11 protein-coding genes are annotated in these 16452 nt (G+C 42.6%); 2 read left to right on the forward strand and 9 right to left on the reverse strand.

All coding sequences use genetic code 11. The features are described from left to right. Positions 1 to 133: 133 nt before the first annotated feature. Positions 134 to 1732 (reverse strand): family 16 glycosylhydrolase, encoded by a 1599-nt coding sequence (locus AB4558_RS10925; RefSeq protein ID WP_372073319.1) that lies wholly within the window; start codon positions 1730 to 1732, stop codon positions 134 to 136. A gap of 546 nt (positions 1733 to 2278) precedes the next feature. Here AB4558_RS10925 and AB4558_RS10930 point away from each other — a divergent pair. Then, complete coding sequence (locus tag AB4558_RS10930; protein WP_102319824.1) at positions 2279 to 3274, forward strand: LacI family DNA-binding transcriptional regulator; 996 nt, start codon at positions 2279 to 2281, stop codon at positions 3272 to 3274. Positions 3275 to 3364: 90 nt separating this feature from the next. Here AB4558_RS10930 and AB4558_RS10935 read toward each other — a convergent pair whose 3' ends face one another. The 6 genes from AB4558_RS10935 to AB4558_RS10960 all read right to left on the reverse strand — a co-directional run bounded on the left by AB4558_RS10935 (position 3365) and on the right by AB4558_RS10960 (position 12498). Then, complete coding sequence (locus tag AB4558_RS10935; protein WP_372073321.1) at positions 3365 to 6808, reverse strand: hypothetical protein; 3444 nt, start codon at positions 6806 to 6808, stop codon at positions 3365 to 3367. Between the two features lie 74 nt (positions 6809 to 6882). Next, complete coding sequence (locus AB4558_RS10940; protein ID WP_372073323.1) at positions 6883 to 7872, reverse strand: ABC transporter ATP-binding protein; 990 nt, start codon at positions 7870 to 7872, stop codon at positions 6883 to 6885. A gap of 10 nt (positions 7873 to 7882) precedes the next feature. Beyond that, complete coding sequence (locus AB4558_RS10945; protein WP_048659634.1) at positions 7883 to 8836, reverse strand: ABC transporter ATP-binding protein; 954 nt, start codon at positions 8834 to 8836, stop codon at positions 7883 to 7885. Beyond that, entirely contained in the window at positions 8836 to 9813 is a 978-nt protein-coding gene (locus AB4558_RS10950) for an ABC transporter permease (RefSeq protein WP_371957688.1), read from the reverse strand. Before AB4558_RS10950 ends, AB4558_RS10945 begins: the two co-directional genes overlap by 1 nt. A gap of 20 nt (positions 9814 to 9833) precedes the next feature. Then, on the reverse strand, positions 9834 to 10808 hold the full coding sequence (locus AB4558_RS10955) for an ABC transporter permease (RefSeq protein WP_017071753.1): 975 nt from the start codon (positions 10806 to 10808) through the stop codon (positions 9834 to 9836). A 55-nt stretch (positions 10809 to 10863) separates the two neighbouring features. After that, on the reverse strand, positions 10864 to 12498 hold the full coding sequence (locus AB4558_RS10960; RefSeq protein WP_017071752.1) for an ABC transporter substrate-binding protein: 1635 nt from the start codon (positions 12496 to 12498) through the stop codon (positions 10864 to 10866). Positions 12499 to 12997: 499 nt separating this feature from the next. On the opposite strand from AB4558_RS10960, the gene AB4558_RS10965 reads away from it, so the two are divergent. Further along, positions 12998 to 13777: an ABC transporter substrate-binding protein gene (locus tag AB4558_RS10965; protein WP_107898491.1), complete on the forward strand. Its 780-nt coding sequence runs from the start codon at positions 12998 to 13000 to the stop codon at positions 13775 to 13777. 117 nt (positions 13778 to 13894) lie between these two features. Here AB4558_RS10965 and AB4558_RS10970 read toward each other — a convergent pair whose 3' ends face one another. Beyond that, positions 13895 to 15148 carry a D-amino acid dehydrogenase gene (locus tag AB4558_RS10970; RefSeq protein ID WP_372073325.1) on the reverse strand — a complete coding sequence of 418 codons (1254 nt, stop codon included), beginning with the start codon at positions 15146 to 15148 and terminating at the stop codon, positions 13895 to 13897. A 225-nt stretch (positions 15149 to 15373) separates the two neighbouring features. After that, positions 15374 to 16300 (reverse strand): LysR family transcriptional regulator, encoded by a 927-nt coding sequence (locus AB4558_RS10975; protein ID WP_017071749.1) that lies wholly within the window; start codon positions 16298 to 16300, stop codon positions 15374 to 15376. Positions 16301 to 16452: the final 152 nt, after the last annotated feature.

The following is a 16452-nucleotide window of genomic DNA, read 5'->3' on the forward strand; positions in this document are numbered from 1 at the left end:
CAATCACTCAGAACCTGTTTCGGAATACATCGTCGATTGCCTTCCTCAAATAATCGTCAAAATAAAAAAGGGAACATACATTGTATGTTCCCTTTATATTCAGACTTTTATTCAAACCCCTTAGTTAAAAGGCTTACTTTTCAAATCGCATATTGTCTAATTTAAAACTCATTTTTCCTTGAGGCTCAAACACTAAAAGGTTAGTGATCATTGTTGGATCAGCCTGATTCCCACCAGCAAAACGGTTGTCTCTCTTTAAAATGTCAGCTATTGGAATACGTACCGTCTTCCATTCATTCATTGCTGATAGCGGCACGGTATAGTCACTTGTTTTCGGCCAGCCACTGTCCATCTTAACCAGTAGTTCAACCCCGTCGGCCATACTCTCAACTTTCAAATCAAAGACCAGTTCACCCGTTTCTTGCCAATGTGTCACATCCGTTACAGGAGAACGAAAATAGATATTTCCTGATCCTTCATTCTTATTCACTTGTAGCACTGTTCCACGATCTGGTTCGCTCACTTCTTGATAGTCAACAATATCCAATGGGTCATAACTTGCATAAGCCAAGCTTGCGTTAAGAGTTTCGGTAAAAATCTCCAACGTTGGTCCATCAGCATAACTATCATCGGTTGCTAAGATCTCTGGAGCTTCGTGCCCTATCACTTGTATTGCATGTTCAGAACGACTTGCACACCCTTTTCCTTTCCAACGATCAACCTTACAACGGTAAACCTTTACTGAATCAACTAGCATTGTTTTCGGAAACAAACCTTCGTCGATGCCTTTATCATTTGCGTTTGCTGACCACGCCCCACCGACGGCCAAGTTCAATAACAAATGAAACTTTTCATCAAACGGAGCTGCTCCACTCGCATTAATGAGTTTCCCTTCTTCCGCTTCATATTGGCTGTACCAGCCCTCTTGAGTTTGAGTCGCGTAATGAATATTGTCTACATACCAACGAATTTCACCTTCTTCCCACTCAATCGCGTATGTATGGAAGCCCTCAGTAGGGTTCACACCATTTGGCAATGTCGCGGCTTGCCCTTTATAAACATTGTCTGGCCAATTTCGTCCGTAATGTAACGTCCCGTAGACCCGGCTCTCTAGAGCATCATTTTTCGCTCCCGCCGCATCTGAAAGTGTGTTTAGGTTAACCGCTTCCATAATATCGATTTCGCCAGAAGCAGCCCATGTACCATATTTATTGTCGGTTGGCAGCATCCAAATCGCGGGCCATGAACCTTGTCCACCGGGTAACTTTGCTCTGATTTCATAACGGCCATATTTGGTGTCACGCTTGTCTCTTGTACTTAGCCTCGCAGAAGTATAAGGGAGTGTTTTAGTTGCTCCGCCAATCGTACCTTCGGCATTGTCAGGCCCAGTATGACTTTGCTTCAGCGCGACAATGTGTAAAAAGCCATCTTTAACAAATGCGTTATTAGGATCATCCGTGTAGCACTGTTGTTCATTGTTCCCTCCTCCCCAACAGTTCACTTCTAATGACCAATTACGTTTATTTATTTGCTCGCCTTCAAACTGGTCTTCCCACACCAATTGCCAGTCTGAACTTAAAGTAACTGGAGCATGGGATAGCACAATCGCTTTTTCAGTTTGAGCTAAGTCAGCACTTTCGGATACCGGCAGCTCTATCGCCGTGCAGCCAGACATCAAAGCGGCAGAAATAAAAGACGTTAATATCTTTACCTGATTGGTTAGATCTTGCATTACAACTCCTTGTATCACGACTTTCTAAGCAGGCGACACGTAATATCGGAGCCCATAACAGAAAGTCGATAAATGAATAAGTCCGCGAGCATGGACCCAATATGCCATGCACGACTGTTTCAAAATGAGTATATAAAAGTGCATAGTTCAAAAAAGAGACAACGCTCACCTTAAGAAAGCGCTTTCTTGTTGGGTTTCACATTTTGCTAAAATTCGTTGTGGTTTGTGTAGATTCTCAAGAATTTTTTGACCTGATTATCTGCATAACACCCTAGAATCCCTTTATTCTAAGGCTTCTGTTTTTTCTAGCTTACAACGAAGTTCAGAAAAACAGATTCACTTTTATTACAACACAAAGAAAGCGCTTGCTTGATATTTGAACGAGTATATGGAAATATTCGTGACGTTACTTTGTATGCTTAACCTTCAAATTTAGCGTTAAGCAGTTCTGAGTTTTTAAATATTAATCATTGGATTACTAGGCTCTTATTGATCACGAAGGTAATATAGCTTAGTTCACTCCTTGTAGAGATAAGGCCACTACCATTGATCACCATTAAAGAAGTATCTGAACTTGCTCAAGTTTCTCAATCAACCGTCTCACGAGCATTAAATGGTCACCCTACGGTAAAGGAAGCCAATCGCGAAAAAGTATTCAAAGCTATTGATCAACTAGGCTACAAGCCTAATGCGTTTGCACAAGCTCTAGCCTCCAGTCGTTCAAATAGCATTGGCATGCTAGTTGGTTCGCTTGATGGGCCTTTCTATGGACCATTAATGCATACAGCCGAAGATACCGTTCGCCAAAATAATATTCACTTAATCGTTACAAGTGGCCAGGAATCACGAACCAAAGAGCTCGATTCTATCCAGTTTTTGCAATCTAAACTTGTGGATGGCCTCATTGTTCACTCAGACAAGCTCAGTGATGACGAACTGATCAAAATAGCGAAAGACAGTGAAACAATGATTGTTCTCAACCGTTTTATTCCTGAGATTTCTGATCGCTGTATTTACATTGATAATGAGCTTGGTGGCTACCTTGCAACGAAGCACTTACTTGAAAATGGGCATAAAAAAGTCGCTTGTATCACAGGCCAGTTGAGTAAAGTTGATAGTAGAGATCGCTTTCAAGGATATCGAAATGCCTTGTTAGAGTTCGGTATCGAATACGACGCAGGGCTGTTTGTAGAGGGACGCTTTGATCATCAAGGCAACCACGAAGCTGCGCGACGCTTGTTAGACCGAGACCCTGAGATCACCGCGATTTTCTGTCAAAATGACAACATCGCGCTTGCTGTATATGACGTAGCAGCAGAGCGAAACCTCATTATTGGGCGAGACCTTTCAGTCGTAGGCTTCGATAACGATACTCATAGCCAGCATATTCGTCCTCGCTTATCGACGGTCGACTTTCCAGTTCATGAGATGGGAGAAGAAGCTGCAAAAGGTGTTTTATCGTTAATTAATAAACGCGACTACCCATTGAAGCACAAACTAACCCCGACATTGATTGTAAGAGAGTCCGTGGCTAAGCTTTGATTTTTGTATATCAAGCACCCCATTTTTTACACTTAAAAGAAAGGCTCTAAGTATTCACTTAGAGCCTTTTTATTTCACTTTAAATTAGAATTAGAGTAACTGGTGCTTTGACAACACGACAACGACTTTCTCAATAAGACCACTACGAGAAAAGAGCTGTGAAGCCATTTCATGGTTTAGCGTTAACGATGCAAATGCCTCACTTGTTCCGTCTTTAAACTGAACTTCAATACCCTGTGTTGGCTCATCATTGAGTTGGTAAATAAACGGTACCTGACAGTAAGTAAAAGCCAGTTGCCCAGCCTGAACAATAAAGCTCTGCATTTGTCCTTCAATATTTTGGCAGTCAAAAGTCGCCGCTTTTTGTAAGAACTCTTTAGGACTAAGAAGTGAAGGGTTAATTACAATTGTGCCATCAACGACCTCTAGACCTAGCTCTCCAAAACGAGTAATCACTTCTTCCTTAACTTGCCCTGTCATCCCTGGCTGCTGTGCTCCAGAGTGCTTTGGCGTATGAGAATACGGATCCGTCGGAAACGCACCGTAGTTTTCCGGCGTTTTGTTGAAACCAATACCAGCTCTCACTTTGTAATAGTAATCCGCTAATTTAAGAGTTTCCTGGCTATTAGAGTCCATACTCCAAGCATGCTGATAGTTTTCTTGCACAGCTAGCAGCAACTTAGAAACCATATGCCAATAGATACAACCTAAACCTTCATAACCAAACATGGTTCCCGAACGCCCAGTAAAGGCTTTATGGTTGAATACACGCTCATACAAACTAGATACATGACAAAATTCATCATCACTAATTGACGGGTAATCGGCTTTAATTTCATCAATCGCAGCCTGAAGGAAACCTTTGTTTTCAAAGCTTGAATTGAAGTGGTAAGAACCTTTGCTGTCTTGGTTTACTAATCGGTTATCTTTGGCAACAACCATCATGCTTAACAATTTGCTCTGGTCAATGTCTTTAGCGTCTAAACAGTTTTTGTCCATAAAAGAAGCCAGCTCACGGTCAGGGTAAAGCATGAAGCTATTTTGATCAGCACGATACATGTCACTGGCAAACAATTTATCCAACAACTCAACCGCTTGTTTAGATGATAATAGACCCGAGCTCAATACTGCAACTTGCCCTTCTAGCATAGGGTAAAGCTCTTCAACCATTAAGCTCTCACCAGAACAACTCAAGATGTTATACGCATTGTACAAACCGTCTTCACGCAAGTTGTTTGCAATCGTAGAATCTAGGACTTTTAAGCTCGCGCCCATCAATTGAACAATCGCTTCTTTCTCAACTTTCGTTTTCCCTGAGAATCCATTTACTCGGTACACGCGCTCACGATAATTAGCAGCGGATTTAGCCAGCTTAGTCAGCATTGCTTTACGCGTTTGACGAGTGACCGTATCTTGACGAATCTCTGTATTTGCCTCTGAAACGATCTGTGTAACAGAAGACATCCACTCAAACACTTCTTTGGAAATACTGTATGACGATGGTGACTTCTCTAACAGGCGCTGCATAAAGGCAACATAGCGACGCATGTAGTACAAGGTTACCATTGAGAGGCCGTTGCCAACGATAGCGTTGTTTGCATCATTCCATTCTGGACGTTGTGTATTGAGCCAAATACCACCATCAAGCACTAAGTTACTCAATTTCGCCAATAAAGGGACGAGTATCTTCTCCATTAAGTTGACCATATAAACTTCTTGGTCACCCGTCATCAACAAGCGACCGTCACTGCCTAAGCTCTTTACACGTTGCTCTGTCAATTCCTGCAAGTCTTGGTTGAACTCTACGGTATCTTTAGGGTTATCAAAGAGGCCTTGAACTCCACAAAGCTCGTAAGGCACGTTGGCATAACTAAAAATGTCACTCTCTAGTAATTCGATAAGATCGCTTTGCTCAAATTTGTCTGCTAACTCAATGAATTTTAATAGATAAATGATTTGATGATCGCCCCAGTAACCAATGTTACTCCAAGGATCATCCGCCTCTAACAGCTCCCAATCTACACCATCTTTAGTAATTCGATACGGATTGTAACCATCCACCGTTGAAGCATTAACAAACTTAGAGATGAATGATTTGATGAACCCTGGATAACTAAGAGCCATCGCTTCCCAGTTTTGGAAAATATCACGCCAGTTGCCTTGATAAGAAAGTAAGCGTTCGCCATTTTCATCTTTAAGCTTAATCTCATAGTGGTTCCAAGGGCGACTAGGGTCACCATGACGACGTCCAAAAGTAAGCGGTAGATACTCGTAGCTCAATCGAACTAATTGAGAATCCCCTGTCGCTTTAGCGCGCGAAACTAATTCAGAATGGCTGAAAACATCCCCTAACTGATCAAAAAAGTCTTGATGGCGGCCAGCTACCTGAGAGTTGGCCTTTTCCATAGTTTTAACTACGTCAACCTTTTCTAACATATAGCCGTTTTCAAACACGCCACCACGCATGTTATTGAACAACACATTGGCATAATGGTGAACGCTGGTATTTTCTTCAGCTGTTATTTGCCACGCATCCGCGCCAGACATTAATGTGATCAATTCATCTTGATTATCTGCAACGCTCTTTTCTAAAGCTAGTGCTAGGTTAGCAGGAACAGAGAGCTCAGATTGAAGCTGACAGATATCGGAATGAGTCTTGTCTATATCAGCGACAATCGACCAAACTTTGGTTTGATGTGCTCGCAGCGTCAGAGACTTATGAACTAAATAGCTCCCTCTAACCCCTTTCGTTAAAGGTTCACTTTTAACCGCTCGACCTTTTCTGAACGCATTAACTTGAGCACTCGTCAATAAAATTTGGCTGCTTTCCGTTTCTAAGCTGAAGACTGTCGTCGCTAGCAAAGATTCAGCAGGGTCGGCTCTATCGCTCAATTTCGCGTACATGCTGAACAGAGCTAATGAACTACCATCAACTTGTTCATTCCACTTGTACGCATCAACTAATGCACTTCTTGTTTGGAGAGCTGATAACGGAGCGCCTGAAGGAAGTATATTTTGTAAGCCATCTAGTGCTTCGACTTTACGCTCAAAGCTCGCGAGGTTGGTCAGTTTTGAACGACGAATAAAGCCGTATTTTTCACTCGTATTCCAGCTGTATTGGAACTGTAGTTGCAAAGTATGGTTTATCTCTTCAAATACAATCTTGTCTCCAATCGTATTTTTATAAAGATTGCGTTCAACATCAAAAATACCATCATGGAATGTATTAAACGGTTCCCAAAGTACAACCTTGTCGCCATGTTCAATACGGAAGATGGATTTTGAGCCGGTGTTTTCCGCATTTTCATGAATATGGTCAACAGACTTGTAAGGAAAAAGCGCATTTTCCGGACGAATGCGTCCAGCTGAAAGGCTGCCTGTTGATGAAATAAATAACCAGTGATCGCTCGACGATACAACGCTAATAAAGAATGGCGTCATTTGGTCAACATTAGAGATTTGGTAGTAACGCTCACCATCTAAATCAACGAACTTGCCATCGACCTCTGGTGTTGAGTTGTAGTCTTGTTTCATATCAAAATTCCAAAAAATTCTTACACTTAAACTTTGAAAGCGCTTTCTTTTGCGTTTCAAAAAGGATTTAAAGTTTACAAATGATGACAACGAGCAAAATGCTCTTCTGCAATTTGAGTCGGTTCTGGTATTGATTGCGTGCAAAGTTTATCGGCTTTCATACAACGGCTTGCGAACGGGCAACCTACGCTACTTGGCTTCCAAGAAGGGATATCGCCTTTTTTCACGTTCATGTCACGCTTGCCCGATTTACCGACTTCTGGCACTGCTGACAACAACAACTGAGAATACGGATGTTGTGGGTTCTGAGTGACGTTGTCGCTATTGCCCCATTCGACCATATGTCCTACATACATCACCGCCGTTTTCTCAGCAAAATAACGCGCTGTCGCAATGTCATGAGTGATGTACATGAACGAAATACCATGCTTATCCTTCAAGTCAGCCATTAGGTTTAAGATTCCTAACCGCACAGACACATCAAGCATAGAGATAGGTTCATCAGCTAGGATAACTTCAGGGCTAACAGCAATTGCGCGTGCAATTGCGACACGCTGTCGTTGTCCACCACTTAGTTCATGGGGGTACTTCTCTGCGGTCTCTTTAACTGGTGTAAGCCCAACCATTTCAAGCAATTCATAAACGAGGTTCGGAATCGCTTCTTTTTCTGCTCGTTTATGGATAAGTAATGGTCGCGCAATATGGTGGTAAATCGTATGTACAGGATTCAACGAGCCAAACGGGTCTTGAAAAATCATTTGCACTTGGCGTGCATATTCAAGCTCACCATATTTTTCAATATAATCAGACAGAGGCTCACCTTTGAATTCGATATCTCCAGCCGTCTTATCGTAAATTCGGGTAAGAATTCGAGCTCCTGTGCTTTTCCCTGAGCCAGATTCGCCAACAATCGCTAATGCTTCTCCTTTACGAAGATCAAATGAAACATCATTTACGGCTCGCATCATATTGCTTGTGACTGACTGGCCAAGTGGGAAATCTTTTACCAAATTCTTAACTGATAAGATAACTTCGCTTTTATCAACGTTCTTTAAAGTATTCATAATCTTTCGCTCAAACTAGGTGACAAGATACGTGATGCCCAGTCGCAATAGCGCCCAAACGAGGCTCACTTTTAATGCACATTGAAATGCATTCGCCACATCGCTCTTGGAAGTTACATCCTTGAGGTGTATCCAAAAGGTTGACAGGATTCCCAGGGATCCCGTAGAGACGTTCTTTTGGCCCATGAATAGTCGGGAATGAAGAGATAAGCCCTTTTGTATAAGGATGCTTAGGTTCACTAAATACCGTTTTCGCATCACCTAATTCAATAAGGTTACCCGCATACATCACGCCAATTCGATCAGCAATTTCGCCCATGAGGCTTAAGTCGTGACTAATAAACAGAATAGAGAAGCCAAACTTACTCTTAAGCTCATACAGTTCATTCAAGATTTCACGTTCAACCACTACATCAAGTGCCGTTGTTGGCTCGTCCATGATGATCAGTTTAGGTTCCAGCGCCAAAGCAATCGCAATAACAACTCGCTGACGCATACCTCCACTCAGTTGATGGGGAAAGCTCGACATTCTGTCGCCATGAATCCCAACCGTTCCTAACAGCTCGACCGCACGATCGTGAGCCTGTTTATAAGGTATTTTTCTGTGCGCTAGAATAACGTCCGTTAGCTGCTCACCGATGGTAATGACAGGGTTAAGTGAGTTCATTGCGCTTTGAAAAACAATAGAAACGTCATTCCAACGGAAGTCACGTAACTGCTTGTTATTCATCTTTAAAACATCCTGCCCTTTGTAGAGTATTTCACCCTCAGAGATAAGCGCTGGTGCTTTGTGTAGGCGTGATATAGCAAAAGCCAATGTACTTTTACCGCAACCAGACTCACCGGCAATACCGAGCGTTTCACCGGGCGCAATGGAAATACTAACGTCATTAACGGCTCTTGCTACGCCATTAGGAGAAACGTAATCAACACACAGGTTATTAATTTCTAATAGATTGCTCATTATAGGCCTCGGCGTTTATCTGCTTCTTTTTTAAGTTTGTGCCACAGTTTGATGTGTGGGCCCGTACGTAATTTAGGGTTGCTCACTTGGTCAATTGACATGTTAATCAATGCGAGTCCACCACCAGTAATCGCTAACGCCAATGCAGGAACCAGCATTTCCCACCACGCTCCGGTATATAACGATGAAGAGGTCTGTGCCCAATACAGCATAGAGCCCCAACTCACTTCTGTTGCATCACCTAAACCTAAAATACCTAGACCAGCTTCAGAGCCCATTGCGTAGATAACCGTGCCTAGGAACCCGCCAAAAACAATCGAAACTAAGTTTGGTAAGATCTCTACTAAAATAATGCGGATTTTTGATTCACCCATAACTTCTGCAGAAATGATGAATTCTTTGCTTCTAATTGCCATGGTCTGTGCACGAATCACCCTAGCTCCCCAAGGCCAGGAGGTTATTCCTAACAACACGGTAATAACCAGCGAACCGACCTGCCCTAAGAATGCGGCGAGAACAATCAGCAAGGGCAACTGTGGAAACACAAGAAATACGTTAGTAACGAAGTTCAAGCGTTCATCGACTTTTCCACCAAAGTAACCAGATGAAACCCCGACGAGCACTGCTATTGTCATCGCGATTACGCCCGCAGAGATCGCAACAGTAAGCGACTTTCTTGCTCCAAATAGAACCTGGCTATATACATCACGCCCGCTACGAGTAGTGCCCATAATATGCTCAGAACTTGGTGCAATATGTGGACGTGCTACGCGCTTTTCTGGATTATGAGTCGATAATACAGGCGCAAATAACGCCCCAGCTAAGACAATCGTAAGTAAAAAAGTACCTACAATGGCTGGAGGGTTACCGTAGAAAAATGCGTAAGCTTTACCGAGAGTTTTCTTTACGTTTTTCCACGACCATTTTGGCTCACGTACTGGCATATTCGGCTGGTTAGCGGTTTTTTGAGTATCCATTAAATTATCCATCATGCGCCTCAGTTCGAGATTCTAGGGTCAAGCCAGACATATAGAAGGTCGGCAATAAAGTTAGCGGTCAGTACCGCTGTCACCAAGATAAGAAGAATGGCTTGGATAAGTGGGTAATCACGAGCAACTATGCCTTTAAGAAGGATGTTCCCCAAGCCTTGGTAGTTAAAAACCACTTCGGTCATGATTGAGCCTGCGAATGAGAATCCGATTGCCATTGCAATAGCGGTCGCAACAGGAAGGATGGCATTTCGACCAGCATAGCGAGACATAACACGATAACTACTCAAGCCTTTGGCCTCAGCCATCGTTACGTAATCTTCACCCAACACATTGATCATCGCATTACGCATATTGAAGACCCATGTTGCGATCCCAACCAGGACCATAGAGCCCATAGGCAACACAGCGTGTTTAGCCACACTAGAAATAAACTCCCATGTAAAACCTGGCTCTAGCGATGGGTCATAAGTGTATGCCAAAGGTAATAGTTCGAGTTTTAAACCGAAGAAATAGAACAACAGTAACGCGGTCACGATGTACGGGAAGTTACTAATAAATGCCAAAACTGGCGGAACAATTTGTCCAAATAGCCCTTCACGTCGATACGATGCATACGTACCAATACTGACACCAATGATAAGAGCAACAATCAGCGAACCAAGCGCTAGGAACATAGTCCACGGCAGTGCCATAGCAAGGACATCTGAAACACTTACAGGAAACATAAGCACTGAAGGTCCCAGATCAAGAGTGAATACGCTTTTCATATACGCGAAGTATTGTTCGAAAACATTGCCATCAACAAAACCGTACATTTCACGAACAGCATCCATTTGAGCAGGATCCATTCGACCTTGAGCTGCAGCGAAAAGAGCATCAACAGGATCTCCTGGCATTAGGCGAGGCAACATGAAATTAAACGAGATAGCGATTAAGAAAGCGGTAAAATAGAAGCCAAATCGGCGAATTAAAAACGACATAAAAATCTTTTAACCTAGGGGCTACAACCTAAGCTGTAGCCCTCTCAAAAATAACTTACTTAAGGTGTAGATTGTTGAGAATTATTACTCTCTTACCACCGTCGTACCATACTGGCTGTACGTATGGGTCTTTTTCACTTGGCCAACCAACAATATGTTTAGTACTGTATTGGAACCAAGTTGGGTTAGAAAATAGAGGGATAAAGGGAAGGTTTTCAGCCGTAAATTCCTGAAGTTCACTCAACACTTTCTCTTGCTGCTCTGCATCACCAATTTTGCCGAAGCTGTCGATCAATGCGTCGATTTCTGGTGAATTAACACCGTGACCAGCATGCCAAGTTTTTCCGATTCGAGACGTTGAGAAGTACTCTTGGTACGCCAAGATTGGATTTGTCGCGACCATTGACCAGTTAATTGACATGGTATATTTGCTTTCTTTCAAATTGCTGTCATATACCGCCCAATCCACAGTCTTAACGTTTGCTTTCACACCCACTTCTTCAAAGTATTCAGATACCATCTGAACCACTTGGATCCAGTCGGTCCAACCGTTTACAACCTCGATATCAAACTCAACCGTTTCCCCGTTTGCTTTGTCGCGGAATCCATCACCGTTTTTGTCAACTAAGCCCGCTTCATCAAGTAAAGCGTTTGCTCTTTCAACATCGTACTTAGTTAGATAACCATATTTCTTAGATACATTTTTATCAATGTGCGTTTCGTATAGCTCACCGATGCCACCAGCATTGAAGTTTGCGGTCGGATAACCGTAAGCAGCAATATCAACGATGGTTTCACGATCAAGAGCCATAGAAAGTGCTTGTCGTACTCTTAGGTCATCAAATGGCGCTTCTTTGGTATTTACGTAAAGGTGGATAGCATCATTCGCTGGATACCAAAAATGGTTATTTTCTTTATCCATATCGACAAATGTTGACTCAACGTCAGCAATAAAATTTGAACCCCAATCAATCTCACCTTTGATTAAGGCAGGTTGGATCTGAGAGTTGTCATTGTAAGAACGGAAGTTGATGCAATCTAAATAAGGTCTATTTTCTAAATAGTAATTTGGGTTTCGGCACAGCTCCATCTGTTGCGGTTTAATGTATTTAACCGTCGTCATTGGGCCACTACCTACCGGGTTAAGGTTGGTAAACGTTGTCAGCTCTTCAACTTTCGACCAAATATGCTTTGGTACAATATGGTAACGCTCTAAGTTCCAAGCAAATGTAGAATCCGCTTCCGTCAGCTCAAACACGACGGTTCGCGCGTCAATAGATTTGATTTCTTTTAAATTACCTGAAGACCAAATACCTTTCTGGTCAAAAGCTGGTGCCTCTTTAGTCAACATAAAGCTAAAAACAACGTCGTCTGCAGTTAACTTTGAACCATCAGACCACTTCAAATTCTCTCGTAACTTAAGCGTCAATGTTTTCAGGTCAGTTGAATACTCAACCGACTCAGCCAGGCGATAATCAACATCACCTGTCATGTTGTTGAATACGACCAATGGCTCAAACATTACCCCATGCAGCAAGTCTTTAGTTGTATAAGGGTTAAAGTTTTCAACAAAGCCAGTATTGATAATTGGCACCGTTAGTGTGCCACCCTGCTTAACTTCATCTGCTTGTACAGAGGCTCCGAATAAAGCTCCAATGGCGAGCGAAGCAATCAATGTCTTTTTGTGCATCACGTTGTCCTTTTAATGATAATAACCAGAAAGAAAGCGCTTTCTTTTAACTTTAAAAAAGGGGGTGTTTTCGTATTCACTATCGGCAACTCGCATCAAGAAACCGCTTTCTTTAGGTGGATAATAAGCCGATAGAATGATTCTTCAACTTACATTTCGGTGAAACGAACCATAGATCACAAATTTAGAATAGATTGAGAATAGAAATACACAACAGTGCCATTCGTCACATTAATTGTTCACTAACACGAAAAACAATTTAAAAACAATAAGTTAAAATTCACTAATGGTACCCCCATGGTCTTTCCTAATCGTCGAACCTCTAACCCATCAATGAACTTATGTGCTTTCTTTAAAATAGCCTTTCCGTCGCGATTCTCAACATACATAGACTGTATCTATGTATGATTCTCTCAAAAACAAAAGAAAGCGCTTTCTTGGACGCTAAACCTATGTCAGCATACCAGTCATAAAATGTAAGTTCCCCCTTAGGACAACTATGTTTAACTTTTGGAATGGCAATAAATCAGGTAAAAGACAGCACTATGAGTTGGAGCTAATTCATAGCTTGTTGAATTGGGATCCGAACGAACCTATTGTCGTTCACAGCGATAATACAGACTTTCCAAGAGCTGAGGATGAAGGAAATATATTCCGCAAGAATTATGATGTACTCGTCACGGTGGCGGGAAACCGTAAATTTGCTGATAAGCCTGCAATCAAACTCAACTCTCCAATTTGTAAAGGCTTATTAGGACACCGTATCCTGATAATTAGGGAACAAGATCAACCCACATTCCATAATATCAACAGCAATAAACTGAAATCACTTATCGCTGGAATTCCTGCGACATGGGCTGATGCTGAGCTGTTTAGAGCAAATGGATATCGAGTACTAGAGCAAGGAACGTTACCAGAGATTCTGAAACTTCTCTCAGATAAAAAATGTGATTATGTGTCACTCGGAGCCAATGAAGTTGAAAGCATATACCAAGAACATACCTATTCCCTGGATGGGTTAGTCATAGAAAAAAGTATTATGCTTTATTACCCTCTTCCTCTGGTCTTCTATGTCCACCCAGACAAGGCTCAACTGGCTCAATTACTTGAGGACAAACTGCAAGACTACAAACTCAGTGGTGATTTCGAGCTATTGTTTAACCAACATTTCGGGGACGTAGTGAGATCCATTGGATTAGAACATCGCAAAGCTATTAACCTCGTAAATAAGGAGCTACCGCCAGAGCTAAGGTCATTTAAGTCTCAATTCATCTCGTGATTATAAATAGAGGAGACTTAAAACCATGCACCTAGATTTACAACATTAGGTGCATCCGCTTTATGCTCCTAATGTCGATATCATCAAACCATAGGCAAGATAACTAACGGCTTGCTTTTACATATAGCGGTGGATACTTAAGTCATCAGTTTTAATATCACTAGCTGAGCCACTGACCACGCTTGCCAAGATCTTTCCTGAGCCACATGCCATTGTCCAACCTAATGTCCCATGTCCAGTATTTGTAAATAGGTTCTTGATAGGCGTCTTACCGATAATAGGCGTACCATCCGGCGTCATTGGTCTTAACCCAGTCCAGTATTCAGCCTTAGAAAAGTCACCCGCTTGTGGGAAAAGATCTTTAATCACCATATCAATCGTGGCTTTGCGTTTTTCAGGGATAAGGTAATTAAACCCCGCAAGTTCTGCCGTCCCTGCAATGCGAATACGATCATCAAATCGCGTCATCGCTACCTTGTAAGTTTCATCCATCACAGTCGAGGTTGGTGACTTATCTGCATTCACGATCGGCAGTGTTAGCGAATAGCCTTTCACTGGATAAACCGGGATCGACAAATCGACTTGCTTCAACAGTTCTCGAGAATAGCTTCCTGAAGCGACCACGTAAGCATCCGCTTTGAACTCGCCTTGAGTCGTTGTAATACTCTCAATGGTTTGATTCTGATGATTGAGCCTAACCACTTCGGTATTAAACACGAACTGAACGCCGAGTTGCTTGGCTTTTTCGGTCAAGGTTAAACAGAACTGATGACAATCACCGGTTTCATCGTGTGGTAAATACAGGCCGCCCACCAGCTTGTCTTTAACGTCTGCTAAACCAGACTCCACTGACAGACACTGTTCAACATCAAACAGCGAGTGTTCGATTCCACTCTCTGTTAATAGCTTCATATCCTGCTGAATAGCGTCCAATTGTTTTTCGCTTCTGAATACTTGCAAGGTGCCTTTCTGCCGGCCCTCATAAGCCAAATCTTCACTGATTCTTAGATGAGTCAGGCAATCTCGGCTGTAGTTAGCGACTCGTAACATCCGCGATTTATTCTGTGCGTACTTGGCTTCATTACAGTTGGCGAGCATCTTAGTCGCCCAAGACATTAACTCTGGAGAAAGAGAAGGCTTCACTTTAAGTGGCGCATGTTCTTGGGTAAGCCATTTCATCGCTTTCAAAGGAATACCAGGCGCCGCCCATGGTGAAGAATAACCGTAAGAAATTTGCCCGGCATTCGCAAAACTGGTTTCTTTGCCACTGCTATCTTGACGATCAATAACCGTGACCGAGTGACCTTCTTTTGCCAAGTACCATGCGCTGGTCAATCCAATAACACCACTGCCAATTACAATAACTTCCATTCTCTTCCCCTAATGCCTGACAAAGCCAAATCTGTCGAACACAGCTGTCAGTCTAAAACTCGTTTCGTTAATAATTTGTAACTTATTCCGCATGTGTTGACTTAACAATAGAGGTGGCATTGACAAAACATCAATTCGACTCGAAAACAAATCCAGCAGTTTGGAAGTGTGATATTGGCGGTATTTGAAAGCTTAGGTAGGAGTCGCTAAGTAAACTGATTAAGCCTAGATATTGTAAGCGTCATGACTCAAGAAAGTGGCGTTCTCGAGTAAGAAATCTAACAAGGTTTCCGCTTGTAGCGTTAGTGCACGGCCTTTCAAAGATTGAACCTTAACCGTCGCCTTCGATAGCATCTCCAACTCGGTCGCAACCACTTCTATCTGCCCTGACTTTATCTCATCGATCACAGTGAGTTTAGGCATAAAGGTGACGCCCAACCCTGCTGAAACGAAGTTAGTCAGTGCCGTGACTGAGTTAGTTTGAAGTTTTGGCTGCAAGGTAAGATGGGAAATTTGTTCAGCCTGCTTTACCAGCCTCCCCATACCGGTCGAGTTATCGATCAAGGCGAGAGAAGCGTCTTGAATATCTTGCATTACCACTGGTGCATCTTTCATCGTAAGGAAGTGCCCCTTCGGAGCAATCAATTCGAGCGGATGACTACGCTCGACGTGTGAATGCAGTTTAGGATGAGGTGCAGACGCATAGGTTATCGCAAAGTCTATCTGTTGATCTTCCAACATCTTGACTGCATCCAATGCCCCTGCGATCTCAATAGAAAGATTGATATCAGGATAACGAGTCATGAAGGTTTGCATCGGTTTAGAGACCAAGTTAGTAATAAATCCTTCTCCAATCGCGATGCTAACATTACCGCCCTTGAGGTTTTTAAGCTTGGTTAGTCGAGCAAGCACTGCCGCCTCTCCACGAACAATGGAGCGATAGTAGTTCAACAGTTCGTTCCCCGCCTCAGTCAGCAGAGATTGGCGGTTGTTGCGCTCCCATACTTTCATTTCCGCTTGCGCTTCTAACTGTGTCAGCATTCGACTCATCGCGGCAGGGTCAACGTTCATCATCTTAGATGCCTTACGTAACGACCTGTATTTTGATAACGCGTTTAAGTACTCGAGAGCACGGATATTAAAGTGGTGCATTCAACTTCCTTGTAATTCAACTGACACTTAATCAAGCGTCTCACAAATTTGCTGCGAACATATATCCCAATTTATCAAGATCGTAATTGCTCTTACTAACTTGTGCACCGAGTCACTTCAAGGCATTACATCAAAGGTTGATATACGTGTAT

The organism is Vibrio sp. 10N.222.51.C5 (assembly GCF_041474575.1).
GTDB classification, from domain to species: domain Bacteria; phylum Pseudomonadota; class Gammaproteobacteria; order Enterobacterales; family Vibrionaceae; genus Vibrio; species Vibrio crassostreae_C.

What these genes read in the sequence shown, in the direction of transcription:
- AB4558_RS10925 (WP_372073319.1), bottom strand. Translation starts at nt 1,732, where the DNA reads ATGCAAGATCTAACCAATCAGGTAAAGATATTAACGTCTTTTATTTCT.
- AB4558_RS10935 (WP_372073321.1), bottom strand. Translation starts at nt 6,808, where the DNA reads ATGAAACAAGACTACAACTCAACACCAGAGGTCGATGGCAAGTTCGTT.
- AB4558_RS10940 (WP_372073323.1), bottom strand. Translation starts at nt 7,872, where the DNA reads ATGAATACTTTAAAGAACGTTGATAAAAGCGAAGTTATCTTATCAGTT.
- AB4558_RS10945 (WP_048659634.1), bottom strand. Translation starts at nt 8,836, where the DNA reads ATGAGCAATCTATTAGAAATTAATAACCTGTGTGTTGATTACGTTTCT.
- AB4558_RS10950 (WP_371957688.1), bottom strand. Translation starts at nt 9,813, where the DNA reads ATGGATACTCAAAAAACCGCTAACCAGCCGAATATGCCAGTACGTGAG.
- AB4558_RS10955 (WP_017071753.1), bottom strand. Translation starts at nt 10,808, where the DNA reads ATGTCGTTTTTAATTCGCCGATTTGGCTTCTATTTTACCGCTTTCTTA.
- AB4558_RS10960 (WP_017071752.1), bottom strand. Translation starts at nt 12,498, where the DNA reads ATGCACAAAAAGACATTGATTGCTTCGCTCGCCATTGGAGCTTTATTC.
- AB4558_RS10965 (WP_107898491.1), top strand. Translation starts at nt 12,998, where the DNA reads ATGTTTAACTTTTGGAATGGCAATAAATCAGGTAAAAGACAGCACTAT.
- AB4558_RS10970 (WP_372073325.1), bottom strand. Translation starts at nt 15,148, where the DNA reads ATGGAAGTTATTGTAATTGGCAGTGGTGTTATTGGATTGACCAGCGCA.
- AB4558_RS10975 (WP_017071749.1), bottom strand. Translation starts at nt 16,300, where the DNA reads ATGCACCACTTTAATATCCGTGCTCTCGAGTACTTAAACGCGTTATCA.